Origin of the sequence: Paenibacillus mesophilus (assembly GCF_005938385.1) — a bacterium.
Lineage (GTDB): Bacteria > Bacillota > Bacilli > Paenibacillales > NBRC-103111 > Paenibacillus_AB > Paenibacillus_AB mesophilus.
In genome coordinates, this window is sequence record NZ_VCRA01000001.1 from 485,729 (window position 1) to 510,631 (window position 24,903).

Here is a 24,903-nt window from a genome sequence, read left to right on the forward strand (position 1 = left end):
AACCTAAATGCATCCCCCAAAAGTGGAGCCGGCCTTTCGATGCGAATTCCAAGTACTTTTGGGGGAGCCCCCATGTAACCCAAAAAGTGAAGCGAAGCGTTGGAGCATATTCCGGGTACTTTTCGGGGACCCCGGAAAACATCCCCCCAAAAGTGGAGCCAGTCTTCGATGCGAATTCCAAGTACTTTTGGGGAACCCCCATGTGTTCGAAAAAAATCCGTGCCTTCGGGCACTTTTGCAAATAAAGTCACAATTCCGGGAGGATCTCGAATGAATCGCTGCAAAACCGTTTGCCTTGCACTCCTGACGCTGTCTTTCATGCTGCTGTCAACTGGCGAGGCTTATGCGGACCATTCGCCTTCGCCCGTTTCAACGGTCGACGTGCTCATCGACGTCGGACATGGCGGAATAGATGGAGGGACATCGCACGGGGATTTGCTGGAGAAGCATCTGAATCTCATAGTAGGCAAAATGCTTTATGACAGGCTTCGCCAATTGGGCGTTTGCGTCGCATTGAACCGATCCCACGATTACGCACCGAGCGACGATAACGACTGGCTTCGTTCCCGTTCCCGGCATCTGCGGGATTTGGCCCAGCGCAAGCTGCTGGTCGACGTGCTGAAGCCGAAGCTGACCGTCAGTCTTCATACGAACTGGGCCAAAAAATCGTCGGCGAGAGGGCCGGGCGTGCTGTACCAATTCAATCAGCCGAGCTTTATCGCGGCACATCTGTTTACGAACCGGCTGAACGCCCTGTACAGGACGTCTTCGGTCCCTTATGTCGGAGATACGTTCTACTTGCTGAATCGTTCGCGGACTCCGGCGATCATTGTGGAGATGGGCTACATCAGCAACCCGTCCGACCGGAAGATGTTATCGGAAGCCGCCGGCCAAAACAAAATAACGGAGGCTCTCGCCTCCGCCGTTCTGGATTATTTATTCTTTTTTCATGTCGAATAACTAGTGGCGGCGCCCCGGGATCGTTCCGGTACGCTCGAATTCGGTGACGATATTGTCGATTTCTTTCTTCAATTCGGATACAAGCTCCGCTTCCGGTACTTTGCGGATCATTTCCCCGTACCGGAACAGCATTCCTTCGCCTCTTGCCCCAGCGATTCCGATATCCGCCTCTTTCGCTTCCCCGGGGCCGTTGACGGCGCAGCCGAGTACCGATACTTTAATCGGCACTTTCAGCTTCTCGATATATTGCTCTACCTCATTCGCTACAGAGAACAGGTCGATATCGAGCCTGCCGCACGTCGGGCACGAAACGAGCGTCGCCGCATTCGTAATAAGCCCGAACGTTTTCAGCAGCTCGCGCGCCACTTTGATTTCTTCCACCGGGTCAGCGCTGAGCGAGATCCGGATCGTGGAGCCGATGCCCATATGAAGCAGCGTGCCGAGTCCCGCCGCGCTTTTGACGGTTCCCGAGAACAAGGTGCCGGCTTCCGTTATCCCCAGATGAAGCGGATATTTGAATGCCGCCGCGGCTTTCGTATAAGCTGCGATCGCCATAGGCACATCGGACGCTTTCAGCGAAACGATGATATCGTGAAAATCCAACTCCTCGAGAATGCCGATGTGGAACAAAGCGCTCTCTACCATCGCTTCCGGCGTCGGATATCCGTACTTGTCCAATAAATGCTTCTCGAGCGAGCCGGCATTGACGCCGATCCGGATCGGAATCCCACGCTCCTTGCAAGCTTTAACGACCGCCTCCACTTTTTCCCTGCGGCCGATGTTGCCCGGATTGATCCGCACCTTGTCGATGCCGTTCTCAATCGCGGCCAGCGCCAGCCGATGGTCGAAATGGATGTCCGCCACAAGCGGGATATGAATCTGCTTTTTTATGTCTTTGATCGCATCCGCCGCTTCTTTATTGTTGACGGTAACGCGTACGATTTGACAGCCCGCTTCCTCAAGCCGGAGAATTTCGGCCACCGTCGCTTTGACGTCAGCCGTTTTCGTCGTACACATACTTTGCATGATGACTTCGTTGCTTCCCCCGATAGTCACGTTGCCGACCCGGACAGGTTTCGTTTCGGTACGATGGTACATATTCGGCTCTCCCATGATACCAAACATCCCCCGCTCCGGTCTTGGACCCGCAGGGGCGTCGGACGGATTGGAGGAAGTCGGTAAGCTTAGTGATGGCGCATTACGCGCTCTCTTCTTTTTTGTTTTTGGCAGGGGCGGACTTGCCGTCCTTCAATTTCAATTCCGGCGTAATTTTGTCCATGACGACTTCCTTCGTTACGACGCAGTTGGTAACGTCGTCGCGGGATGGCACTTCGAACATGACATCCAGCATGAGGCCTTCGATAATGGCGCGCAATCCCCGGGCTCCCGTATTCCGCTTGATCGCTTCTTTGGCGATGGCATCGAGCGCTTCCGGAGTAAACTCCAAAGACACGTTATCCATCTCGAGCATTTTTTGGTACTGTTTGACGAGCGCGTTCTTAGGTTCGGTCAAAATGCGTACCAATGCAGGCTCATCCAAAGGCTCCAGCGTGGAGACGACCGGCAGACGGCCTACGAACTCCGGAATGAGTCCGAATTTCAACAAATCCTCCGGCAGTACGAGCGACAAATATTCGCCCGGCTTCAGGTCGGTTTTGTGTCCTTCGCTGCTAAAGCCGATCACTTTCTTGCCGATACGGCGTTTGATGATTTGCTCGATGCCGTCGAAGGCGCCGCCGCAAATAAACAAAATGTTCGTCGTATCGATCTGGATAAACTCCTGATGCGGGTGCTTGCGTCCGCCTTGAGGCGGAACGGAGGCAACCGTGCCTTCCAATATTTTGAGGAGCGCCTGCTGTACGCCTTCGCCCGATACGTCACGGGTAATGGAAGGGTTCTCCGACTTGCGCGCCACTTTGTCGATTTCGTCGATGTAAATGATGCCTTTCTCGGCTTTTTCTACATCGTAGTCGGCAGCCTGGATCAGCTTAAGCAAAATATTTTCTACGTCTTCGCCGACATAGCCTGCTTCCGTAAGCGAGGTCGCGTCCGCAATAGCGAACGGTACGTTCAATATTTTGGCAAGCGTTTGGGCAAGCAGCGTTTTCCCGCTTCCGGTCGGACCGATCAGCGCGATATTGCTCTTCTGCAGCTCGACGTCTTCCAGCTTGTTCTGGGAGTTGATCCGTTTGTAATGGTTATAAACCGCCACGGAGAGCGATTTTTTTGCTTGCTCCTGACCGATGACGTATTGATCGAGAATGGCGCGAATGTCTTTCGGCTTCGGAACGTCTTTCAGCTCCAGCTCTTCTTCGCTGCCCAGTTCCTCTTCAACGATCTCGGTGCAAAGTTCGATGCATTCGTCGCAAATATAAACGCCCGGACCGGCTACCAGCTTGCGAACCTGGTCTTGGGACTTCCCGCAGAACGAGCATTTCAGCTGTCCTTTTTCGTCGTTGAATTTAAACATAGGATCACCTCCTATTGTTGGTTAATATGAGTGATCACTTTGTCAATCAGCCCATATTCCATAGCCTGCTCGGCACTCATGAAATTATCCCGGTCGGTGTCCCGCTCGATCTTGTCGTACGCTTGACCGGTGTGATGCACGTAAATTTCGTTCAGCTTGTGCTTCGTCTTCAAAATCCAGTCGGCGTGAATTTTAATATCAGCCGCCTGTCCTCTTACGCCGCCAAGCGGCTGGTGAATCATCACTTCGCTGTTGGGCAGCGCAAAACGCTTGCCTTTAGCCCCCGCAGTCAGGAGCAGAGAACCCATACTGGCCGCCATGCCGACGCAAATCGTGGAAACGTCCGGCTTGATGTACTGCATCGTATCGTAAATGCCCAAGCCTGCGGTAACCGAGCCCCCGGGCGAATTGATATAAATGCTTATGTCTTTCTCGGAATCCTGTGCGGCGAGAAACAACAGCTGGGCGATTACCAGATTCGCCACGTCGTCATCGATGGCACTGCCCAAAAAAATGATGCGGTCTTTCAGAAGGCGCGAGTAGATGTCATACGAACGTTCGCCGCGACTTTCCTGCTCGACAACCATAGGAATCAGGCCCATATCGTTCCCTCATTTCTTTAGTAAGCTTAGGTTCATTCTACCACGTTTGCGGCCGCATGTCATTTTTGCCGTTGCTTGAGTGTATGTATGCGACGCACAAACGATGCTGCTCCTTGCCGCCTGCGGAAACAAGGACACGATCGCAGGGTAAACGAAAGGCACGCTTAGGAGCAAACGTGCCTTTTCGTAAGAACGGATCGATTTATGCTTAGGCTACTTCCACCGCTTTGCTGTTCTCGACGAGGAATGCGATCGTCTTTCTCGTAGTCAGATCGGTTTGCAGCGAATCCAAGCTGCCGTTCGCGCTCAAGATGGCGCGAAGCTCATCCGCCGATCTTTGATATTGATTGGACAAACGCTCGAGCTCTTCGTTGATTTCCTCTTCGGTGGCACTGATGTTCTCCGCTTTCGCGATCGCCTCGATGACGAGATTATTGCGAACCCGTCTTGCGGCGTCGGTACGCATTTGCTGCTTCACGGTAGCTTCGTCCTGACCGGTGAATTGCAAATACATATCCAGCTCCATGCCTTGCATTTTCAGGCGGTTGCCGAAATCGTTGAACATTTGATCGACTTCCGTCGTAATCATCGCATCAGGGATTTCAACTTCCGCATTCGCGGCAGCTTTCTCGACCAAAGCGGACTCGCGCTCTTGCTCGTTCGATTTTTCTTTGCGCTCTTGCAGGCGCTTGGAAATATCTTGCTTGAACTCGTCAAGCGTATCGAATTCGCTGACGTCTTTCGCGAACTCGTCGTCGAGCTCCGGCAAGTTTTTGCGCTTGATGTCGCGCACGGTTACTTTGAATACGGCCGCTTTGCCTTTCAGCTCTTCGGAGTGGTATTCTTCCGGGAATGTAACGTTAACGTCTTTCTCTTCGCCTTTCGCCATTCCTACGACTTGCTCTTCGAAGCCGGGAATGAAGCTGCCGGATCCGAGCTCCAAGGAATGGTTCTCGCCTTTGCCGCCTTCGAACGCAACGCCGTCAACGAATCCTTCGAAGTCGATTACGGCGATGTCGCCGTTCTCCGCCGTTCCTTCTTCCAGAACGACGAGCTCGGCATGACGCTGCTGCAGACGCTTCAGCTCTTCCGCGATTTCGTCTTCGGTTACGGCGTTGTCCTTCTGCTCCACTTCCAGCCCTTTGTACTCGCCGAGCTGAACTTCCGGTTTGACGATTACGGTCGCTTTAAAAATAAGGGCTTGTCCTTTGCCGAACTGTTCGATCTCGACGTCCGGACGATCCACAGGCTCGATGGAAGATTCTTCAACCGCTTTCACGTATACTTCAGGCAGAAGAATATCCAGAGCGTCTTGGTACAAGCTCTCTACACCGAATTTCGCTTCGAAAATTTGGCGAGGCACTTTGCCTTTGCGGAAGCCCGGAATGTTCGCTTTCGCGACTACTTTCTTGAAAGCTTTGTCCAAGGCGGTCGCGACTTGCTCCGCGTCGACCTCCACGTTCAGAACGACTTTGTTCTTCTCTATTTTTTCCCAGGTTGCTTTCATTTTATGCTTTCCCCTCCAAAAAATTTGCCGGTCCTACGTACGCCCGGCTCCGTCGCCACAGCACACGTTCTCAGATGGCCATTTAACCACTATATTATAACATAAGGCGACTCCATTTCAAGTTTGTGCTTGAAACATCACATATCTCCGGGATTGGCGACGGTCGCGAATAGCTTGATCACCTGCAGCGCCTTGTGAAAAGCTTTCGGATCCGCTTCCGCGAGCCCGCCGTACGAGGCGGAAAGATCGCTTTCGTCGGAGGGGCCGAGCAGCGTCTCCTGTACCGTATGGTGAAGGGCGGCCGCCCAAACGTCGGTACCGGTGTCGTCCAGCGCCGACAGCTCGTCGTATACGGACGAACCGTAAAGGAATGCCAGGAAATCCCGCCATATCGACTCGGCTAATTCCGCCAAGCCAGGCTGATTCGATTCCATCGCTTTCCTCGTTCTTTCCAGAACGTTTCTGGCGGCTGCGGGAAATTGCTCATAACGCAAAGGCGTCTCGCCGATCGGCAACGTCATGGATTGCCCCAGCTTGCGAATGCCGATCATCCCCGTTTCCCCGAGCGTCCGGAGCGCCTGCAAACCGCGGAACTGCACGAGCGGATGAAGCCTGCTTTCCTCAAGCCACAGCTTGAGCGGTTCTCCGACGGTGCGGCGGTCCAAATGGACGAGCTGATCCAGCGCCATCAGCTGCTTCTCCGCCGAGGCGCGGGGATCGAGCATGGCGAGCAGTTTTTCGGTATATTTGGAATCATTGGCCGCTTTGGCGCGCACATGGCGCTTGAACAGCTCTCCTTCGGTTTCTTCTTCGTCATCCTCTTCGGATCGTTCCGAATGTTCCGTTCCGGCCCCCGCCCCGTCTGCGTCCAAATGCGGAAACGTCGCCGTCAGCCATTCGAGCAGCGACCGCCATTCTTCTTTATATTGCGGATCGTCGCTCTGGCATTGCAGCAAAAACCGGAGCAACCGCGCCGCCTCGGCAAACCGCTCCCCCTCCAGCATTTTGGTCAACTCGTTCTGGTAATACTCGATCGTCTTGGGAAACAAGATGACATTGTCCGGATTGGACGAAAAAATCGGAACCACCGCCTTTCGATACGTCTCGCATTCGTTCCAACGGATACCATTGTAGCAGATTTTACCGGAGAGTCGACTTTTTTTCCCGCTTATTATCCCCCTTTAACCTTGGCGGAAACCTAATGTTATGGCGCTTGGACAATGAAATAAGGTTCAAATGTACGCTATGCCGGCCAAGCTGCCGTCATTTCGAACAGTTTTATGTTCAAATGAACGCTACTTCGTTCCCTGAGAGGGAAATTCACCTTGAAAGAAAGCCGTTTTACAAAATTAAGGCACATATGTACACTATCTTCTGGAAAATGATGAGCTTCAGATCCAATAGTAGTCAAATGTACGTTATTTTCGTTACGGCGATTGCCCTGGTATGCACGTAAAATAGTTGAATTCAGTACCATCGTGTGATATATTAAATTTTGCCTTTTCCAATTTGCGGGTGTAGTTCAATGGCAGAACTCCAGCTTCCCAAGCTGGTGGCGTGGGTTCGATTCCCATCACCCGCTTATGCAGTAAAAAGAAGAAGCCTTGTCCACCAAGGCTTCTTCTTTTTGTTTTGGTTCTTCTAGTCCTCCACCCAGTACCTGATAAATTTCAAGATCCCGGCAATTGCACACACCTCTTGTCTCCCTCTCGATCCAACTTCCTTGGAATACAAGAATCACCTTATTTTAGTAATAAGTTTCTTCCAGTTCTTTACGAAGGAATGAGCCGAAAGTTCCACAATAACGATACAACAATCCCCGCCAGCTAATGAAGCCGACGGGGATTGTTTAATCTGAGTTATCCTCTTACGTGAAGCCTTAGGCTATACCTCAACGCCGTTTTGTCTGGCGCATATGATCGTATTCAGCCATGCGAGCTCCGATTGCTTCAGTTCGCCTTTATAAGCTTTCTCCGCCCACGTATAATCGCCGATCAGACCTTTATGGTACAAGCCGTCCAACGAGTCACCCAGCATTTTCCACTGCCACTGTTCCAATTGCATGACGTCATCCTCCCCCGGAGTAGATTGCCCCTTGATCCACCAGCCTTCGTTGCCATACGATTCATTGCGGTCGATGGCAATTCCGTTAACCATGATGTCATTCTCATATTGGAATAAATGAATCGAGTCGGCTATGGCGCCGTAGCTCCAAGCGTAAGTTTGCCAAAAGTGCGTGCATGCGCCCGCCGCCTTCACGGCTTCTATGACTGCATACGATCCGTATACGCCGGTCAGAAAGCCGGGAGATGCCTCGCCGGCGGCCTGAATATATTCAATAACAGTTTGCATCTGCTCCGCTGTCGCTTCGAAATCGACGGCATAATAAATCGCCGAGCCTTCGGGCTGACCCAGTTGAGCCGCCACCTGAACGGCAGTGGCTCCATCCTGCAATCCGGCCGCACGCCCGCCTAACGCCCGGTCCGCCGTCGTCTCGAACACCGAGACAATTTGCAATTCGCTTGCACTGATTAACTCCGCTTCTTCCAATGTCAGACTTTTCCAGCCTGACGGCACCAAATACCGGCAAACGAATTCATACCCGTCGGATTTGAATGCAGCCGCTGTCGCAGCCGTCAACGGGGTCGAACAGTCAAATCCTTTGGCCATTTCTGTCACCTGCCCTTTCTGGTTTACTTTACATTATTCGACAAACCCGGTTGCCCGACAGTGGCATTCGCCTCTGAAAATGCGTTAATAGTTTGAAAAAAACAATAAATTAAAAAGAATTGCATTTGCTCTCGGCACGATGTTATAATGGTCAGCGTATCGCAAAAATGTCCCGGTAGCTCAGTTGGATAGAGCATGCGCCTTCTAAGCGCACGGTCGGGGGTTCGAATCCCTTCCGGGACGGTAGGAAAAAAAGTTACAGCCTCTGGGCTGTGACTTTTTTTTGCGTTCCGGGGGATGAGAACCCCCGACAAGGGGGGCGTCAGAGCGACGCTTCGTTAGCATCCGCTTCGCAGTCGCGAGCTTTCCGAACGGCACAGTTCCGTGCCGATTCGGCGAAGCGTATCCCTTCCGGGACGGTAGGAAAAAAAGTTACAGCCTCTGGGCTGTGACTTTTTTTGCGTTCCGGGGGATGAGAACCCCCGACAATATTTATTTGTAAGTTTCCTGTAAGCCCGGTTTTATAAGCTTATTGCGTTTCGACCAACTATTAAGGAGGGTTTCTTATGGCAGTTCTAGACTTGGCAAAGCTAGTCGCCCATGCCATGAAAGATGAGCAATTCCGACAACAACTGATCGAAAATCCGGAAGAAGCCGCCCTAGCCGCCGGTTTCCAGTTATCAGACGAAGAGCTAGAGGCGATTAAAAATGTCGACCTCGGGCTTAGCGAGGAGGAGCTTGAAGAGCGGGTGAGCAAATTTTGGGGAGCGATGGCTCCTAGAGCGATAGGCGGATTCGAAGCGTAATCCCCGCTTAGGAAATAAAAACGTTCATTAAGAAAGTTATCCCCCGCGAGCATATTGCACGCGGTTTTTTTGTTGGGCATAGCTACGGCCATCATCTTGACTCTTCTATGTTTGCCGCTCCATCTGCTAGTATATAATTAACATGCATGGGGGTGAGGAACATGTCTATACGAATCAAATTGCTGCTGTCTTATACGGGCATGCTTGTCATCAGCCTGCTCATGTTCGCGTTGGGCGCCGGACTGTTCACGATCGCATCGACCGGGGATATACGCAGCTTCAGGGAGTTTTATAAAGTTCATTACCGATTGAATCCGCTGACCGAGCAGGAAGAGTCGATCTTTCTGGAATTGAAATATTTGGCCAAAAACGAGCCGGATTCGCTGCTGGACAAAAAGCTGCTGAGCGATTACGACTTCAAGCTCCGCACCGTTAGAGCGGGGCTGTATGTCCGAAGGGAGAGCAATCAAGTATTCGAGTCGTTAACATTCAAGCAGCCCGAGCTGGAGAACGCGCTGCCCCCTTACGATATGGACAACAGCCAGATTCGCAACACATTCAACATAGGGGAACGGTTTTACGCTTACGCCAAATTCGATTTCAAATTTACGGACGGCGCCAAAGGGGGCGTCTTCGTCATCCGGGAACGCAGTCCGTTCGCGGAGCTGTCGCGCAAGCTGCTGCCCACCCTTTCCTTTATTCTGATCGGAGTACTGGTCATAGCGAATTTGCTGCTGTATCGCTGGATTACTCGAAGCGTCGTCAAACCGCTCCATCTGCTGAGGGATTCGGCCGAGCGCATCAAGGAAGGCAACCTTCAATTCAAGCTGGACCTACATTCGAAGGACGAGATCGGGCAGCTGAACGAAGCGTTCGAGAATATGAGACAGCGGCTTCAGCAATCGGTCGACCTCCGCCTCCAAGACGAGGAGAGCCGCAAAGAATTGATTTCTAACATTTCCCACGATTTGCGGACTCCGATCACGAGCATCAAAGGCTACATCGAAGGAATCCGTGACGGCGTGGCGGACACGCCGGAGAAGATGGACAAGTACGTCGACATCATTTACACGAAAGCCGTCGACTTGGATAAATTGGTGGACGAACTGTTTTTGTACTCCAAGCTGGATTTGAAGCAGGTGAAATTCTCGATGGAGCACGTCGATATCGCGAGCTTTCTCGACGACTGCATCGATGAACTGCGTTATACGTTCGAGGACAAAGGGATCAGCATCGATTGGGACGACCAAGCGGGAGGCAAATTCGAAGTTATCGCCGACTTGGAGAAGCTGAAGCGCACCGTACTGAACATTATCGGCAACTCGCTGAAATATATGGATAAAGACGATAAGCAGCTGACCGTCTCGCTTCAAGCCGACCCCGAATGGGTCACGGTCGAATTCAGGGACAACGGGACGGGCATTCCGGAGGAAGCCGTTCCCCATATCTTCGAACGATTTTATCGAGCCGAGCCTTCGCGCAATTCATCGACCGGCGGCAGCGGGCTCGGGCTCGCCATCGCCAGGCAAATTATCGAAGGGCACGGCGGGTCGATCTGGGTGAAGAGCGAGCTTGGAGTCGGCACCAGCGTATTTTTTACGTTAAAACGAACGACGAATCCGGGGAGGGACCGATCCGCATGACCCGAATACTGATCATCGAAGACGAGACGACGATCGCTCAGCTGGAGCGGGACTATTTCGAGCTTAACGGCTTCTCCGTAGACTTGTGCCATACCGGCAAAGAAGGGCTGCAGCTCGCCCTGCGCGACGATTACAATCTTATCATCCTCGACCTGCAGTTGCCCGGCATCGACGGCTTCGAAATATGCCGCCAAATCCGGGAGGCCAAGGAAGTTCCGATCCTGATCATCTCCGCCAAGAAAGAAGAGATCGATAAAATCCGCGCCTTCAATCTCGGTGCGGACGACTATATTACGAAGCCGTTCAGTCCGAGCGAAATCGTCGCAAGGGCGAAGGCGCATCTGACCCGGTACGAGCGCCTGCTCGGGAAGCAGGAGGCGCCGCCGAAGGACGTGATCCAGATTAGGGGGCTTGCTATCGACAAAGCGTCGCGCAGAGTGTTCGTGCGCAATAAGGAGGTTGTGTTTACGTCGCGGGAGTTTGGGCTGCTTGAGTTTCTGGCCAGCAACCCGAACCGGGTGTTCAGCAAGGACGATCTGTTCGAGCGTATATGGGGGATGGATTCGAACGGCGATATCGCGACGGTGACGGTCCATATTCGCAGACTGCGGGAAAAAATCGAAGCCGACCCGTCAAATCCGCAATATATCGAGACGGTATGGGGCGCCGGGTACCGGTTTACGGTGTGAAGCACCGATTTAATAATTTGTTAAGAACTATTTAATATGCCGTTTATAGTCCGTTTCTCGGCCGTTTAGCTATGTCCTCTATCATTACGGGTGTAGGCAACAACATCTACTACCTAATGAGGAGGACATCTCTTATGAAGAAGGTTTCCAATAAAGTAGCGGCAATGATCGTAGCGGCGGCAGTAGGTGCAACATCCTTGCCATTCGCGGTATTGAACGTACAGGCGGCCGAAACGAATCCGACGGCGGCGGCAGCCGTTAATCAAGTAATCGATCAGGACATCCGGGCGGCTGTCAATGAACTGCTCCGACTCGGTGTACTGCACGGCTATGAAGACCAATCGATCCGTGAGAACAATCCGATTAACCGGGCGGAGCTTGCGAAAATGGTCGCGCTGACCTTCGGTTTGCACGGCAAAGCCGAAAAACCGGCCACGCTCGCCGACGTAGATCCGAACGCTTGGTATTCCGCATACGCTTCCGAAATCGTCGGAATGGGCATCATGGAAGCCGACAACGGCAAGTTCAATCCTCAAGCTCCCGTAACCGATGCCGAGCTCGTCCAAGTCGTAGCCAAAGCGCTCAAGCGCGACGTCAAATCGGTAAATTACTGGATGGACAAATATTACACCGCTACTCAATCCGCGACACGCGGCGAAGCGGCATACTTGCTCGGCGCAGCCCATAAAGCGATTCCTTCGGAAAACGCCAAAATCACGAGCATCAAATCTTTGAACGCCATCACGCTCATCGTAACGTTCGACGCTCCTCTCACTTCGGCGAACGAGCTGTTCGACAAAGCGAAAGCGGACTTCGCCTTCAACGAAGGCTTGACTTTAACCAATATGCCGCGCCTGAAAACGGGCTCGACCGCTACCTACATCGTACCGACTTCGGTTCAGAAAGCGGGTACGACTTACAGCTTGACCTATAGAGGCGAACAGGCGGTTACTTTCGCAGGCAACGCGACGAAGCTCGATATGACCGCCTCCAGCCAAGTCACGAACGATACGTTCGAGCTTGAAGCTTTGAAAGCGAACGGGGTCGTGGACTACGGCTACATTATTTCGGCTTACAGCGGGGGCCGCGGCGCCAATGCATTCGTGACCGACGATAACAACAGCGCAGACGGTAAAACGTACCAGGTCATTTCTTCCATGCAAGCTAGACAAGTAACGATTACGCCGGAAAGCGGCCAGCCGATCGTGGCGAAATACGTGCCGTTTACGCAATCCACCGACGGCAAACAGGAGCCGAAGTTCCGCCTGCCGGAAGGGCAAACGCTGACTCCGGGAGTCACCTATACGGTAACGTCCGACTGGGCTAATATCGCGAACCCGAAGTTTACGGCCAAAGAAATCGCTCCGCTTCAGCTGGCAGGCGCGGAAGTCGCAGGAGATGCTTCAATCAACGTCTCGCTAACTCAAGATCCGGGCGACGAGCTGTTCTCCGGCCGCAGCGTGGAGCTGACGGGACCTAACGGCGAAAAGCTGATTGCGACCTATAAATACTCCAGCCGCAAAAGCGCGGTAGGCGTGTTCGACATTCAACAAAACGGCAAGCTGGCCGCAGGTACGACCTACAAAGTAGCGCCGGTTGGAGCGTGGGCTATTCCTTCCCAAGTTACTTTGACCGTGAAATAACACCGAAACCTAACAATCATACCGGAAAGGTGCTGGTTCGCTATGCTGCGTCTTCTCGCGTTAACGCTGGCCTTGGTTATGTCCGGCTGCCAACCGAATTTCGGCACTTTGCTGAATAACGAAGAGCAGCAAGCAACCCGATCGGTAAAACAACAAATGAACAAATTGAACGAAGCGCTGCTCACAGCCGTGAATAAAGGCGACAAGGATGCAATTACGAAGCTGCTTGCCGAAGGCGCGGACATCGACGCCACGGACGAGAGAGGCCGAACGTCCGCGATGATCGCCGTACACACGAAGCAATTGGCCGTCTTCAACCTATTGGTCGAGAAAGGCGCCAACATCAACATTCGCGACGACCGTTCGGACAATCCGCTGCTGTATGCCGGAGCCGAAGGCTTGCTCGATTTCGTCAAAGCCTCGATCGCGGCCGGAGCCGATACGAAGATTACGAACCGGTTCGGGGGAACCGCATTAATCCCCGCAGCGGACCGCGGACATGTGGACATCGTGGAGGAGCTTCTGAAGACCTCCGACGTCAACATCGACCACGTCAACAATCTCGGCTGGACCGCTCTGCTCGAAGCGGTTCTGCTCGGCGACGGCGGCAGCAAGCATCAGGCCATCGTGAAGCTGCTTATCGAACACGGTGCCAACGTCAACCTTGCGGACAGCAAAGGGGTCACTCCCCTGCAGCATGCCCAAAGCCGCGGCTACCGGGAAATGGTGCAGGCGTTGACCGCAGCCGGGGCGAAGTAACATCTTTCTGCGCGATTAATTTGGCGATAAAGGAGCGGGGACCCCCCGCTCCTTTTCGCATGTCAACATTCGTTTCGACGAAACGGCATGCTTTTTTTGCCGTATATAATGTTGTATCGCTCTGTCGCATTTGGGAACATAGAGGAGTCGAATGTAATATGAAACTTCCGGGGAATTCATGCGTAGGCTGCATAACGGTGTTTTTCGCCTTTTTCGTCGTCTTGGCTATCTTGGGAATGTTGGCGAAATATTTCTGGATCCTGCTGATTATCGGCATAATCGCCGGCGTAATCTGGTACCGCGGCAAAGACCGGTCGGCGAGACGGGAACAAAAACAGTCCGAACCGCAAACCCGCGAGAGCGCAGAGAAAATCGTCCTGCGGGTAGCCGCCCGAAACCAAGGCTTCGTAACGCCGATGGAAGTGGTGCTCGAATCGAATCTGAGTCTGGAAGAAGCGGGTGACATTCTCGAGAAGCTGCGCAAGAAAGGGTACGCCTCGCTGCGCGTTGCCGATAACGGAACTTATGTTTACGAGTTGAACGGCTTGCTGACTCCACAGCAAAAAAGAGATTCCGAACGACTCTAGGTGCAGTCGCCGGACCGCAACCTCCAATTCCACGAAACGTGATCTTGGAGGTTGTCGTGTATCTGGAATTATAGATGCTTGCGGTTCACCAGCTCATTGCGGATCATTTGCTCCAGCTTCTGCTGAAGCTTGCCGTGCACGGCCGGCGTCTTCCGGATACCGAACCAGCCTCTTCGCTTCTCCTTGGCCAGCAGCTTCAGCATATATTCCTTCTCTTCCATAGAAAACATCGGTCGATCCCTCCCTCACAAGTAGTACGCATACGGGGGAGTTTTCGTTGCATTTTGCCGCTGATTCGGGCACGTTCAACCGACTGGATCCGACCCGGTCTCACGCAAAGGCCGGCCGCGGAATTTGGCCAAAAACTCGTATACGACCGGAACGATGAACAGCGTCAACACGGTCGAGCTGATCAACCCGCCGATTACGGTTACGCCGAGCCCCTTGGAAATCAAACTGCCGCTCGTACTCTCGAAGCCGAGCGCCAAAGGGAGCAGAGCGCCTACCGTGGCGAGTGCGGTCATCAGGATCGGCCTCAGCCGGGTCGTGCCTGCTTCAAGCAGCGCTTCCCGCGTACTCATGCCGTCCCTCTCCATATGCAGCACCCGGTCGAGCAGCACGATCGCATTCGTGACGACGATTCCGATGAGCATGAGAGCCCCCATCATTGCCGACGCGCTGATCGTTTCGCCGGCCAAATACAAGGCGACCAAACCCCCGATTACCGTAAAGGGCAGCGAGAACAAAATCGCGAATGGTGTCAAAGCGCCTCCGAACGTAATGACCAGAAGCAAGTAGACGATCGCGACGGCAGCGGCCATAGCTAGCCCGAGCTGGGTAAACGTTTCGTCGATTTGTTTCGTAACGCCCCCGTAATCGACCTCGATGCCTTCCGGCAGTCCGAGCGATCCGACCAGGCTTTGCGCGCTGTCCGATGCTTTGCCGACGTCTTTGGCGGTAATGTTCGCCGTCACTTCCACATACAGACGCCCGTCTTTATGCGTGATCGTATTGGGGGACGTCCCTTTCTTTATCGTCGCGACCTCTTTCACCGGTACCTCGAAGCCGAGCGGAGAAGAGACGGACGCATTCTCGATATCGGCAATCGTGGCGAACTGCTTCTGCCCGATATTCTCGTATACGTTGTAAGCCTTGTTGTCTACCATCACTTCGGTCAGCACCGGCCGTTCGCGAACGGGACTAAGCCGCATGGCGATTTGTCCGGCGGTGAGGCCAAGCTTGGCCAGCTTCCGCTGATCGGCTATGATCGAATACTGCTCGTACGTTTGGGATAGGCTGGACTCGACCTTTTCGAAGGAGCCTTCCTTCCGCAATTCGTCCCGGATCCGTTCTACGGCAGGCTTGATCTGTTCCAGCGAATCTCCGTATACGGTAAGGCTAAGCTTGTTTCCTCCAAAGCCGCCTCCCCCGGCGAACTCCATCTCGCCCCATTTCCCGGAAGCATCCAGCTTCGCAAGCTCCGCGACCAACGCTTCTTTCTCCTGCTTGAACGACTTCGTTTTATTCTCGTATTGGACGTAAAACAGGGCCGACTTGTTCGAACCGAAGCTCATCGGATTTTGTCCGCCAACCGAGTATTGCAGGTTCGTAACCCCTTGGCGGTTCAGGATAACCTTCTCCGCCTCCAGAGCGGCGGCTTCGACGTCGGCGATCCGTTTACCGGGACCCGGGGTGTAGGTGATCATCGCATATTTCTGCTCTTCCTCCGGCAGGAAGCTCACGCCGACAAGTCCGGCAAGTCCGAAGCTTGCGACTAGCAGAATTACCGCGGCGGCTGACGTCAACGCCCTATGGTTCAGCGCTCCGAGCAGCGCACGGCGGTAAAACCGGGCGATCGCACCCGGCTCGTCCTCGCGTCTGCGTCTGCCTCTTCTCGACCGCCTCCGGAACATATAATGGGCTAGCGCCGGGACAACCGTCACAGCGACCAGCAAAGAAGCGAGCAGCGCATAAACCATCGTCAGCGCGAACGGCATGAACAATTGGCCGATCGGACCGCTGACGGTGCCGAGCGGAACGAATACGGCGATCGTCACGAGCGTAGACGATAAGATCGGGATGAACATCTCTTTCGTTGCATCCAGTACGAGCGCCTTGCCGGACAGCTGTTCCGTGCCGAGCCCCATTCTCCTGTAGTTGTTCTCGATGACGACGATGGAATCGTCTACGACCCTTCCGATTGCAACCGTCATCGCTCCGAGCGTCATCACATTGAGCGTAATCCCGGTCTGCTGCAGCACTGCAAACGCGATGAGCAGAGACAGCGGAATCGAGACGACCGATATGAGCGTCGTCCGGACGTTGCGCAGGAACAGCATGATGACGATGACGGCGAAAAGAGCGCCGAACAGCGCTTTATCGAGCATCGTGCGGATCGATTCCTCGATCGGCAGTCCTTGATCGAGCATGACGAGCGCCTGGACGCCCGGATGGTCGCGCTCGAATTGCTCGGCCTTCCGCTTGACCCCGTTCACCACGTCGACCGTATTCGCCTCTTGCGTTTTGGTCACGTTGATGCCGATCGACACGTTGCCGTTCGTGCGGGAAATCGACTCGGCCTTGCCCACGAGCTTTACATCCGCGATATCGGCCAGTCTTACGGTGGGAATCCCAGCTGACCCCGCGGGCGGAGCAACCGGTCCGGCGGCAGCGCCGCCCGTGACGGCCGGATTGCCCGAGATGGCGGGGACTGCAGGGATAACCAGGTTTTTCAGATCGTCCAACGTCGTAACATTGCCGTCTACGACGATCGTTTTCTCAGCGTTTTCCATCTCGAACAAACCGAGCGGCACTTTGACCGCCGATGCTTGGATGATCCCCTTGACCGTATCTTCGCTGATGGACAGCGAATTCATCTTGCCGCGGTCGAAGGCGAGTTGCACTTCCTGGACGAATTGGCCGGATATCGCGACTTTACCCGCTCCGTCGACGCTTTCGAGCGAAGCTTTGAACTGCTGCTCCACAAGCTTCGTGAGCTCGTCCAGCTTCCAATTTTGTCCGGATATGCTTAGCGAGATGACGGGGAAATCGTTCAAGCTGATTTTGGAAACGTTCACCTCCTGCACGCCTTTCGGCTTGACGAACGAAGCGAGCGCTTGACGCAATTCGTTCTCGGCATCGTCCATCTTCGTCCCGTAGCGGTATTCCACGAATATCGAGGAGGCGTTCTCCATCGAAGTGGAGGTAACCGTACTGACTCCGTTCAAGTTCCGGATCCTTTGCTCCAAAGGTCCGCTGAGCTTATCCGACACCTCCTGAGGCGCGGCCCCCGGCAGTACGGCCGTTACGGTTAGAAACGGGACGTCGATATTCGGAATCGTCTCCTTCTTCATGCGCAGTCCCGCCAACATGCCGGCGGCGGTCACGATCAGAGTCAAAATCAGGATGGCAAACTTGTTGTTGAGGGAAAAGCGGATGACGCTGCCCAAAATACCACTCCTCGAGCGCAAGATTATACTACCAGTTTGCGCCTTTTTTCCGTATTCCATTAAAATCCTCCCGTCTCGGGACGGACTGCAAGCCGCAGCGTATTTTCGTGTTCGTGCGACATCTGCCGCGGACAGACATGAAACCCGTCGACGCCGCATACCCTTAAGTATCCGTTTCGAGCATCTGATCTGACGTCGAAAGACGTTTTTTTTGGGTTCCGGATAAGAATGGCCGAATCGGCCGGAACTTGTCCGGCAACGAGATTTTGACTTGCGGGAGGATGAGGTGGGATGTGCGGAATAACGGGATGGATCGACTGGCGGAACGACTTGACGGGGCAAGCATCCGTGCTCGTCGATATGACCGAAACGATGGCGCTCCGCGGCCCGGATGCGTCCGGTACTTGGCTTTCCCGGCATTGCGCGCTCGGACATCGCAGATTGAGCGTCATGGATCCGGCGAACGGGGCGCAGCCGATGACGCGGACGAAGAACGACGCCGACTACACGATCGTTTATAACGGGGAGCTGTATAATGCGCCCGAATTGAGAAGGGAGCTCGAGCAAAGAGGCTATTCGTTCTCGACAAACTGCGATACGGAGGTGCTGCTCGTCTCCTACATCGAATGGGGCCGCGCCTGTCTGGACCGGCTGAACGGCATATTCGCCTTCGCGGTGTGGAATAGCGAAGAGCAGTCGCTGTTTCTGGCCAGAGACCGGCTCGGCGTCAAACCGCTCTTCTATGCGGAACGGGGCGGCCTTTTCGCATTCGGCTCCGAGCCGAAAGCGATTCTCGCCCATCCCGGCTTTCCGGCGGAAATCGACCGCGAAGGGATGGCCGAACTGTTCGTCATCGGGCCGGCCCGGACACCGGGGCATGGTGTATATAAGCATTTTGCCGAATTGAAGCCCGGGCATTTCATGATCGTCGACACCTCCGGTGTGTCGATCCGCACGTACTGGAAGCTGGAAAGCAGGCCGCACGAGGAAGACGTTGAAGCTACGGCCGCCCGAATACGCGAGCTGCTGCTCGATACGGTGGAGCGGCAATTGATCTCCGACGTTCCGGTCTGCACGCTATTGTCGGGAGGTCTCGATTCCAGCGCCTTGACGGCAATCGCGGTACAGTATTACAACCGGACCGGCCAGGGCATCATCGATACGTACTCCGTCGACTATGTCGACAACGACAAGCATTTCAAGGCGAACGTATTTCAGCCGAACTCGGACGCCCCTTGGATCCAAAGGATGGTCGACGTTCTCGGCACCCGGCACCATAACATTTCCTTCGACACGCCGGAGCTCGTCGATTCGCTGCTCGACGCGATGCGGGCGCGCGATATGCCCGGCATGGCCGATGTGGACGGCTCCCTGTACTTGTTTTGCCGCGAAATCAAGAAAGGGGCCACCGTAGCCTTATCCGGCGAAGCGGCCGACGAAATATTCGGCGGCTATCCTTGGTTTCACCGCGAAGAATCGTTGAACGCCGATACGTTCCCTTGGTCGTTATCCGCGGGGATCCGCACCGATTTGCTGAACAAGGATACCGCGGACTGGCTGCGGCCCCGCGACTATTTGGACGAACGGTACCGCCAAGCGTTGGAAGAGGTGCCGTACTTGCCGGGCGAAACCGGAACGGTTCGCCGCATGCGCGAGATGTCGTATTTGAACATTACCCGCTTCATGCCGACGCTGCTCGACCGGAAAGACAGAATGAGCATGGCCGTAGGCTTGGAAGTCCGCGTCCCATACTGCGATCATAGGCTGGTCGAATACGTATGGAACGTTCCTTGGGAAATCAAGACGGCCGGCGACCGGGAGAAAGGCATTTTGCGCAAGGCGCTGAAAGACCTGCTGCCCGAAGACGTGCTGACCCGCAAAAAAAGCCCGTATCCGAAAACGCACAATCCGAACTATTTGGCCGCGACCCGCGCGTGGGTGCAGCGCATTCTGGACGACAGCTCATCGCCCGTGCTGCAATTCCTCGATGCGAATTATCTCCGCCGGCTCGTCTCTCCGGAGTCGACCACGATGGATTTGCCTTGGTTCGGACAGCTCATGTCCGGTCCGCAGCTGTTCGCCTATATCGGTCAAATGGATGCGTGGCTTAGAGAGTACAAGGTTTCGATCCGTTAGCATCGTTTGCTAACGGAACTGAATTCCGTTATCGGGCGCTTCAACGAGCATGATGCTAAAATAGCGGAACTGTATTCCGGTATTCGGCTACTTTTCCTTTTGTGAAGCAAAAATCAGTCATATAGCGCATTTCAGTTCCGTTATTTACGTGAACTGCTGTGATATATCCGATTTAGCGGAATATAGCTCCGTTAATAGATAGGTTGTGTATAGGCATGGCAAAAACCCGAGGCTTCTGCCTCGGGTTTTTGATCCATTTATGCGCTGCATATTCACGTCTCCATAAGACGCCGCGCTTCCCGAAGCGCCGCAAGCAGCTCGTCCAACTCGGCCGCATCCAGCCGGAGCGTCATATATGACGGAACGAGACCTCCGTCGTTCACTTCAAGCATCGCCGTCTTGTCGCTCTTGTCGTATCTTACCTCGATCCGATCGCCGGACAACAGAGTTTGCCACATCATCGCTCATTCACCTTTCCAATCGGACGCCGGAATCGCGGAGCAGCTCCTCCAGCTTGTGCAGTGCACGCGCTCGGTGGCTGAGCGCATTTTTGCGCTCCATCGGCAGCTCGGCCATCGTCTGGCCGAATTCGGGAATATAGAACAGCGGATCATAGCCGAAGCCGTTTGCGCCGATAGGCGTATCGATGACGACTCCCTCGCAATACCCTTCCACCTGCACGGGATGCGACTTCGGATCATACAGAGCCAACGCGCACACGAACCGGGCTTTGCTCAGCAGTCGGACTTCCCGGCCGTCGGCAAACGCCGGTTCGGCAGCAATGCGTCCAGCCTTTACAAGAAGATCCAGCTCGCTCAGCAGCTTCGCATTGTTGTCGGCATCCTTGGCCCCGGCTCCGGCGAATCTCGCGGAGTAGACGCCGGGACGCCCGTCCAGTGCATCGACGCACAAACCGGAATCGTCGGCAAGCGCGGGTACCCCGAGCCGCTCCGCTACCGTCTTCGCCTTAATGAGCGCATTGGCGGCGAACGTCTCGCCATCCTCCACGATATCCGGAATATCCGGATAATCGTTCAGGCTGCGCACCGTGATACCGAGCGGCTCGAACAGCGACGCAAACTCGCGGGCTTTGCCCGCGTTACGGGTGGCGATGACAAGCTCCTTATTTTCTGGCGTTAGCGGCATCGGTACCGACCCCCACTACAGCTGTCAACGGACCGAGCGTTTCCTTCTGCTTTCCGATCATCGATTGAATACCAGTCTCGGCCGCCGCCAGCAGCTCGTTAAGCTCCTCGCGGGTAAACGGCGACTCTTCCCCCGTCCCCTGCACCTCGACGAACTTCCCTTGCCCGGTCATGACGACGTTCATATCGACCTTGGCCTGCGAATCTTCCTCGTAATTGAGGTCGAGGCATACTTGATTTTTGACGACACCGACGCTGACGGAAGCCAAATAATCGGTAATCGGCGATTTGCTCAGCTTCTGGTCGCGCATCAGCTTGTTGACCGCGAAGCATAACGCGATAAAGGACCCCGTAATCGACGTAGTGCGCGTGCCTCCGTCGGCCTGGATCACATCACAATCGAGCGTAATCGTCCGTTCTCCAAGCGCTTCCAGGTTGACGACCGAGCGCAGCGCGCGTCCGATCAGCCGCTGGATTTCCATCGTCCGGCCGCCTACTTTTCCTTTGGCCGCTTCCCGCTGGTTGCGCACCTGGGTGGCCCGCGGCAGCATCGAATATTCGGCCGTTATCCAGCCCCGTCCTTGCCCTTTCATGAAAGGAGGCACCCTCTCCTCGATCGAGGCGGTGCAGATCACCTTCGTGTCGCCTACCTCGATGAGTACGGAGCCTTCCGCATGCTTGATATAATGGGGCGTAATCGTAACCGCCCTCGTTTCGTCGTATCGTCTGCCGTCGGTTCTCATGCTGGCACCCCCGTCTGTTGTTTGCCGAATATAGCCTACCTCATTTTACCAAACACCGGATCGAAAAGAAACCGCAAACCCGGCTGTTAAAGTTTACAACCGGAAAGCGATGCTTATCCGGCGGAACGGGTCCGCTCTGACAGCATCGCTTCCGGTCATACATTTCTTCTTCCAAATATGCCCGAATGACTTCGACGGCACAACGGATTTACATTTTTATCGCGTTGACATTGGTCGGACGGGATACCGGCTTGCTGTAGCTCTGATTATCGGTGGAAGTCACTTTGACATCGTTGTTGACCATAATCTGCACCTTCGAGTCGCCGGCGATCTCAGTCAAAGACAGGACGATCGACTGCAGCGCCTCTCCGGGAGCTTTGCGGTCCGGACCGAGCAAAGTATCCGTAAAGTTGACCGTAATTATGCCGTTCGCCGAATCGATCTTCGGTACGTCAACCGTAGATTGCATAACCGAGAACAAATTGTTCCGCATCGGGCCGGCGATCAGCTGCTCGATCGTCGCTTTGGCTTTATCTTCCGTACGCTTCACCATTCGGGTGATAGGCACGTAATACGAGTTGCTGCCGTCCGATTGACCGAGGAAGTATAGCGTAACCGGCGTAGTCTGCCCGTAATCGGCGCCTTCCGCCCGCTCCAGATTGATTCCCATCGCCCGGCTAAGCGCCCCGACGATCGGCAGGCGGCCTTTCGGCATCTCCTTCAGCTCTTTGCCCTCAACCCAGATCCGCACTTCGTTCACGTTCGGAAATCCGGTCAAAGTCCACGTGACGGCTTCCAATATTTTGCGCTCATCGGCGGCGGAGTAGTTATTGAATTCTTTGGAAAAATCGACGGTCGCAACCTTTTTGTCTTTGTTGATGTCAAGTCCTTTGACGGTCGTCCCTTTCGGAAGCAGTCCTTTGAAGCCTGCCGGCAGCAATGTTTTCGCCGCGCCGTCCTCCACCATATATTCCAGCGTAGTGCGGGCGACGGCGTCCGTTTTCGGAATATGCACCGTTACCGGAGCGACATAGTTGTTTATATCTTTCATATACATGGTGACCTGTATGCCTTGCTGAACTTGAGCGCTGGTCGGAACAGCCTCGCCCGTCTTCCCGTTCGTGCCCGCTACGTTTTGCGGCGGATCGATTTCCTGGCTTTCCTTCGATTTCAGCACCGAGCATCCGGACGTCAGCAGGACGGTAACCCCCGCGATCGCAGCCCATTTGGTCCACTTCGTCAGTCTCATTGGGAATCCTCCTCTTCTTATCTTGTACTATTATGTATACGAGCCCTTCGCCGTTTTATAACAACGGAATCGGTTTTCTTCCGACCGAATTTGTCCATGAGCCTCGCAAACTTTCTCCATGAATTCATGTTGAAAAAGGACGGTTTTGGCAACAATGAATGAGATACGATGTGACGAAACGGAGGATGCATCATGGATTACAGCCTGAACAGCCGCAGCGTTGCGGAAGCTACGGAGCATTGGCTTCGCCGGCGGGGAGTCGACAAGAGGGAAATCGGGGAGCTGGTCATGTTCCTGCAGAAAGAGTACTATCCCGGCCTGACGATGGAGGAGTGCATGGATTCCGTCGAGCGGGTGCTTTCCAAGCGGGAAGTCCAGAACGCGGTTTTGACGGGAATCCAGCTGGACGTATTGGCGGAGGAAGGCAAGCTGTTTGCGCCTTTGCAGGATATCGTCCTGAACGACGAAGGGCTGTACGGATGCGACGAAGTACTGTCGCTGTCCATCGTCAACGTATACGGAAGCATCGGATACACCAACTTCGGATATATCGACAAGATGAAGCCGGGCATTCTGAAACGGTTGAACGAGAAAAACGGCAAAGACGTCCACACGTTCCTCGACGACATCGTCGGCGCCGTCGCGGCGGCGGCAAGCAGCCGGATCGCCCACCGGAAGCAAGCGGAGAAGGAGACGGACGAGTATGTAGATGAAGCATGAGCGCGAAAAAACAACCCCCGTATCCCGCTTCCGGGACTTCGGGGGTTCTTCATTTCCCGTAACTTAAAACTGCATGCAAAGGTAGCTTAACGTTCCCATGTCATAGCTGCGGTGAATCACTTCCGGCTTGCGCCCCGGGTCGCCGCTTCCCATCGCGATGAACAGCGGAACGAAATGCTCCGCCCGGGGTACCGCCATGCGGGCATGCGGCGCTTTCCCCGCATACTCGAAGAGCGCTGCCGTATCGCCCTTCCCGATCTGCTCGATCAGCCAGTCGTCGAATTCGACCGCCCACGGCTCGGCCGTCTTTTGCCCCCATTTAATAATTCGCAAATTGTGCACGGTCACTCCGCTGCCGATAACCAATATATCGTCGTCGCCCAGCCCGCGCAGCGCTTCCCCGATCTTGAACTGCTCTTCGGGCGGCAAATAAGGATTCACCGAAACTTGCACGACTGGAATATCCGCTTCCGGATACATCCGGTGCAGCAGCGTCCAGGAGCCGTGATCCAATCCTCTCGACTTATCCTCGGCGAACTCGATTCCATGCTTGCTCAGACGATCCTTCACGATGCCGGCAACTACGCTCGAGCCTCTCGCCGGATATTTTACCCGGTACAACTCATCGGGAAAGCCCCCGAAATCGTATATCGTCTCATAGACATCATCGGAGGAGGATACGGTCGTGACCGGCTGCTCCCAATGCGCGGTGAACACTACGATCGCCTTCGGCTTCATCTTGCCGGCAAGCTCGGACAGAAAGCGCGTATAGTCGGTTTGTTCGATAGCAAGCATCGGCGATCCGTGCGCCAAAAAGAGGGATGGAACCATAAGTGCGCCTCCATTCGTTTGAAAGTAACTTACTTTATGTAAGTAAGTGTATAATAATTACTGCAGGATGTCAAGCGGATATCGCAAGCATTCCACCGCCGCTGTCCGTTTATGCAAGGGTGCCTTGTCGCCCCCGGAAATTCAACAAAGCGTCCGCCGTAACGGCGAACGCTCAGCTTGTCGAAAAAGTCAAAAAGAGAGACTTGTAATACCAAAAGAGGTGGGGGAGATGTGCGTAAAGCGAAGCGGCTGACTTTAAAATCGTGTTGTACCCACTTAAACTCCAAAAAAACA

General features: G+C 54.3%; 22 protein-coding genes and 2 tRNA genes. 11 read left to right on the forward strand and 13 right to left on the reverse strand.

Annotated features, from left to right (window positions below):
* Positions 1 to 270 precede the first annotated feature (270 nt).
* On the forward strand, positions 271 to 960 hold the full coding sequence (locus FE783_RS01810; protein ID WP_138877590.1) for an N-acetylmuramoyl-L-alanine amidase family protein: 690 nt from the start codon (positions 271 to 273) through the stop codon (positions 958 to 960).
* Here the strand turns inward: FE783_RS01810 and ispG are convergent, their stop codons facing one another.
* From ispG to FE783_RS01835, 5 genes are all read right to left on the reverse strand, one after another.
* Positions 961 to 2,058, reverse strand: a complete 1,098-nt coding sequence (ispG, locus tag FE783_RS01815; protein ID WP_138877777.1) for a flavodoxin-dependent (E)-4-hydroxy-3-methylbut-2-enyl-diphosphate synthase — start codon at positions 2,056 to 2,058, stop codon at positions 961 to 963.
* Between the two features lie 100 nt (positions 2,059 to 2,158).
* Positions 2,159 to 3,430 (reverse strand): ATP-dependent protease ATP-binding subunit ClpX, encoded by a 1,272-nt coding sequence (clpX, locus tag FE783_RS01820; RefSeq protein WP_138877591.1) that lies wholly within the window; start codon positions 3,428 to 3,430, stop codon positions 2,159 to 2,161.
* A gap of 11 nt (positions 3,431 to 3,441) precedes the next feature.
* Positions 3,442 to 4,032 carry an ATP-dependent Clp endopeptidase proteolytic subunit ClpP gene (gene clpP / locus FE783_RS01825; protein ID WP_138877592.1) on the reverse strand — a complete coding sequence of 197 codons (591 nt, stop codon included), beginning with the start codon at positions 4,030 to 4,032 and terminating at the stop codon, positions 3,442 to 3,444.
* Between the two features lie 208 nt (positions 4,033 to 4,240).
* Positions 4,241 to 5,539, reverse strand: coding sequence for a trigger factor (gene tig, locus FE783_RS01830; RefSeq protein ID WP_138877593.1), 1,299 nt, complete (start codon positions 5,537 to 5,539; stop codon positions 4,241 to 4,243).
* A 137-nt stretch (positions 5,540 to 5,676) separates the two neighbouring features.
* Positions 5,677 to 6,627: a hypothetical protein gene (locus FE783_RS01835; protein ID WP_138877594.1), complete on the reverse strand. Its 951-nt coding sequence runs from the start codon at positions 6,625 to 6,627 to the stop codon at positions 5,677 to 5,679.
* Positions 6,628 to 7,050: 423 nt separating this feature from the next.
* Here FE783_RS01835 and FE783_RS01840 point away from each other — a divergent pair.
* Positions 7,051 to 7,121: transfer RNA gene (locus FE783_RS01840), tRNA-Gly, on the forward strand.
* 302 nt (positions 7,122 to 7,423) lie between these two features.
* On the opposite strand, the gene FE783_RS01845 is transcribed toward FE783_RS01840, so the two are convergent.
* A complete protein-coding gene (locus FE783_RS01845; RefSeq protein WP_138877595.1) occupies positions 7,424 to 8,209 on the reverse strand; it encodes a DUF1906 domain-containing protein in 786 nt (261 codons plus the stop codon).
* A gap of 169 nt (positions 8,210 to 8,378) precedes the next feature.
* Here FE783_RS01845 and FE783_RS01850 point away from each other — a divergent pair.
* The 7 genes from FE783_RS01850 (at position 8,379) to FE783_RS01880 (ending at position 14,336) form a co-directional block, all read left to right on the forward strand.
* A tRNA-Arg gene (locus tag FE783_RS01850) sits at positions 8,379 to 8,452 on the forward strand.
* A 323-nt stretch (positions 8,453 to 8,775) separates the two neighbouring features.
* Positions 8,776 to 9,015, forward strand: coding sequence for an Os1348 family NHLP clan protein (locus FE783_RS01855; protein ID WP_138877596.1), 240 nt, complete (start codon positions 8,776 to 8,778; stop codon positions 9,013 to 9,015).
* A gap of 161 nt (positions 9,016 to 9,176) precedes the next feature.
* Positions 9,177 to 10,658 carry a sensor histidine kinase gene (locus FE783_RS01860; RefSeq protein WP_138877597.1) on the forward strand — a complete coding sequence of 494 codons (1,482 nt, stop codon included), beginning with the start codon at positions 9,177 to 9,179 and terminating at the stop codon, positions 10,656 to 10,658.
* Positions 10,655 to 11,347, forward strand: coding sequence for a response regulator transcription factor (locus FE783_RS01865; protein ID WP_138877598.1), 693 nt, complete (start codon positions 10,655 to 10,657; stop codon positions 11,345 to 11,347). The genes FE783_RS01860 and FE783_RS01865 overlap by 4 nt, the downstream gene beginning before the upstream one ends.
* A 134-nt stretch (positions 11,348 to 11,481) precedes the next feature.
* Positions 11,482 to 12,990 (forward strand): S-layer homology domain-containing protein, encoded by a 1,509-nt coding sequence (locus tag FE783_RS01870; protein ID WP_138877599.1) that lies wholly within the window; start codon positions 11,482 to 11,484, stop codon positions 12,988 to 12,990.
* 42 nt (positions 12,991 to 13,032) lie between these two features.
* A complete protein-coding gene (locus tag FE783_RS01875) occupies positions 13,033 to 13,749 on the forward strand; it encodes an ankyrin repeat domain-containing protein (RefSeq protein WP_138877600.1) in 717 nt (238 codons plus the stop codon).
* A gap of 158 nt (positions 13,750 to 13,907) precedes the next feature.
* Positions 13,908 to 14,336 carry a hypothetical protein gene (locus tag FE783_RS01880; RefSeq protein ID WP_138877601.1) on the forward strand — a complete coding sequence of 143 codons (429 nt, stop codon included), beginning with the start codon at positions 13,908 to 13,910 and terminating at the stop codon, positions 14,334 to 14,336.
* A 68-nt stretch (positions 14,337 to 14,404) separates the two neighbouring features.
* On the opposite strand, the gene FE783_RS37370 is transcribed toward FE783_RS01880, so the two are convergent.
* Both FE783_RS37370 and FE783_RS01885 read right to left on the reverse strand, forming a co-directional pair.
* Positions 14,405 to 14,566 carry a hypothetical protein gene (locus tag FE783_RS37370; protein ID WP_158301576.1) on the reverse strand — a complete coding sequence of 54 codons (162 nt, stop codon included), beginning with the start codon at positions 14,564 to 14,566 and terminating at the stop codon, positions 14,405 to 14,407.
* A 75-nt stretch (positions 14,567 to 14,641) separates the two neighbouring features.
* The gene (locus FE783_RS01885) at positions 14,642 to 17,845 is read right to left on the reverse strand and encodes an efflux RND transporter permease subunit (protein ID WP_274381425.1); all 3,204 of its coding nucleotides are present in this window, start codon (positions 17,843 to 17,845) and stop codon (positions 14,642 to 14,644) included.
* A 231-nt stretch (positions 17,846 to 18,076) separates the two neighbouring features.
* On the opposite strand from FE783_RS01885, the gene asnB reads away from it, so the two are divergent.
* Positions 18,077 to 19,921 (forward strand): asparagine synthase (glutamine-hydrolyzing), encoded by a 1,845-nt coding sequence (gene asnB, locus FE783_RS01890; protein ID WP_138877602.1) that lies wholly within the window; start codon positions 18,077 to 18,079, stop codon positions 19,919 to 19,921.
* 272 nt (positions 19,922 to 20,193) lie between these two features.
* Here the strand turns inward: asnB and FE783_RS01895 are convergent, their stop codons facing one another.
* The 4 genes from FE783_RS01895 to FE783_RS01910 form a co-directional block, all read right to left on the reverse strand.
* Complete coding sequence (locus FE783_RS01895) at positions 20,194 to 20,382, reverse strand: COMM domain-containing protein (RefSeq protein ID WP_138877603.1); 189 nt, start codon at positions 20,380 to 20,382, stop codon at positions 20,194 to 20,196.
* 7 nt (positions 20,383 to 20,389) lie between these two features.
* Positions 20,390 to 21,067 (reverse strand): non-canonical purine NTP pyrophosphatase, encoded by a 678-nt coding sequence (locus FE783_RS01900; protein WP_138877604.1) that lies wholly within the window; start codon positions 21,065 to 21,067, stop codon positions 20,390 to 20,392.
* Positions 21,045 to 21,809: a ribonuclease PH gene (gene rph / locus FE783_RS01905; RefSeq protein WP_138877605.1), complete on the reverse strand. Its 765-nt coding sequence runs from the start codon at positions 21,807 to 21,809 to the stop codon at positions 21,045 to 21,047. Before rph ends, FE783_RS01900 begins: the two co-directional genes overlap by 23 nt.
* Before the next feature lie 208 nt (positions 21,810 to 22,017).
* A complete protein-coding gene (locus tag FE783_RS01910; RefSeq protein ID WP_138877606.1) occupies positions 22,018 to 23,058 on the reverse strand; it encodes a GerMN domain-containing protein in 1,041 nt (346 codons plus the stop codon).
* A gap of 192 nt (positions 23,059 to 23,250) precedes the next feature.
* Here FE783_RS01910 and FE783_RS01915 point away from each other — a divergent pair, with 192 nt between their 5' ends.
* Complete coding sequence (locus FE783_RS01915; protein WP_138877607.1) at positions 23,251 to 23,778, forward strand: phosphatidylglycerophosphatase A family protein; 528 nt, start codon at positions 23,251 to 23,253, stop codon at positions 23,776 to 23,778.
* Between the two features lie 63 nt (positions 23,779 to 23,841).
* Here FE783_RS01915 and FE783_RS01920 read toward each other — a convergent pair whose 3' ends face one another.
* Positions 23,842 to 24,609, reverse strand: coding sequence for a dioxygenase family protein (locus FE783_RS01920; RefSeq protein WP_138877608.1), 768 nt, complete (start codon positions 24,607 to 24,609; stop codon positions 23,842 to 23,844).
* Positions 24,610 to 24,903: the final 294 nt, after the last annotated feature.

Coding starts and splice junctions, on each gene's coding strand:
- FE783_RS01855 (WP_138877596.1), top strand. CDS start 8,776: ATGGCAGTTCTAGACTTGGCAAAGCTAGTCGCCCATGCCATGAAAGAT.
- FE783_RS01920 (WP_138877608.1), bottom strand. CDS start 24,609: ATGGTTCCATCCCTCTTTTTGGCGCACGGATCGCCGATGCTTGCTATC.
- rph (WP_138877605.1), bottom strand. CDS start 21,809: ATGAGAACCGACGGCAGACGATACGACGAAACGAGGGCGGTTACGATT.
- FE783_RS01900 (WP_138877604.1), bottom strand. CDS start 21,067: ATGCCGCTAACGCCAGAAAATAAGGAGCTTGTCATCGCCACCCGTAAC.
- clpX (WP_138877591.1), bottom strand. CDS start 3,430: ATGTTTAAATTCAACGACGAAAAAGGACAGCTGAAATGCTCGTTCTGC.
- FE783_RS01865 (WP_138877598.1), top strand. CDS start 10,655: ATGACCCGAATACTGATCATCGAAGACGAGACGACGATCGCTCAGCTG.
- FE783_RS01915 (WP_138877607.1), top strand. CDS start 23,251: ATGGATTACAGCCTGAACAGCCGCAGCGTTGCGGAAGCTACGGAGCAT.
- FE783_RS01870 (WP_138877599.1), top strand. CDS start 11,482: ATGAAGAAGGTTTCCAATAAAGTAGCGGCAATGATCGTAGCGGCGGCA.
- ispG (WP_138877777.1), bottom strand. CDS start 2,058: ATGTACCATCGTACCGAAACGAAACCTGTCCGGGTCGGCAACGTGACT.
- FE783_RS01875 (WP_138877600.1), top strand. CDS start 13,033: ATGCTGCGTCTTCTCGCGTTAACGCTGGCCTTGGTTATGTCCGGCTGC.
- FE783_RS01880 (WP_138877601.1), top strand. CDS start 13,908: ATGAAACTTCCGGGGAATTCATGCGTAGGCTGCATAACGGTGTTTTTC.
- FE783_RS01810 (WP_138877590.1), top strand. CDS start 271: ATGAATCGCTGCAAAACCGTTTGCCTTGCACTCCTGACGCTGTCTTTC.
- FE783_RS01860 (WP_138877597.1), top strand. CDS start 9,177: ATGTCTATACGAATCAAATTGCTGCTGTCTTATACGGGCATGCTTGTC.
- FE783_RS01885 (WP_274381425.1), bottom strand. CDS start 17,845: ATGGAATACGGAAAAAAGGCGCAAACTGGTAGTATAATCTTGCGCTCG.
- FE783_RS01910 (WP_138877606.1), bottom strand. CDS start 23,058: ATGAGACTGACGAAGTGGACCAAATGGGCTGCGATCGCGGGGGTTACC.
- asnB (WP_138877602.1), top strand. CDS start 18,077: ATGTGCGGAATAACGGGATGGATCGACTGGCGGAACGACTTGACGGGG.
- FE783_RS37370 (WP_158301576.1), bottom strand. CDS start 14,566: ATGTTTTCTATGGAAGAGAAGGAATATATGCTGAAGCTGCTGGCCAAG.
- clpP (WP_138877592.1), bottom strand. CDS start 4,032: ATGGGCCTGATTCCTATGGTTGTCGAGCAGGAAAGTCGCGGCGAACGT.
- tig (WP_138877593.1), bottom strand. CDS start 5,539: ATGAAAGCAACCTGGGAAAAAATAGAGAAGAACAAAGTCGTTCTGAAC.
- FE783_RS01845 (WP_138877595.1), bottom strand. CDS start 8,209: ATGGCCAAAGGATTTGACTGTTCGACCCCGTTGACGGCTGCGACAGCG.
- FE783_RS01895 (WP_138877603.1), bottom strand. CDS start 20,382: ATGATGTGGCAAACTCTGTTGTCCGGCGATCGGATCGAGGTAAGATAC.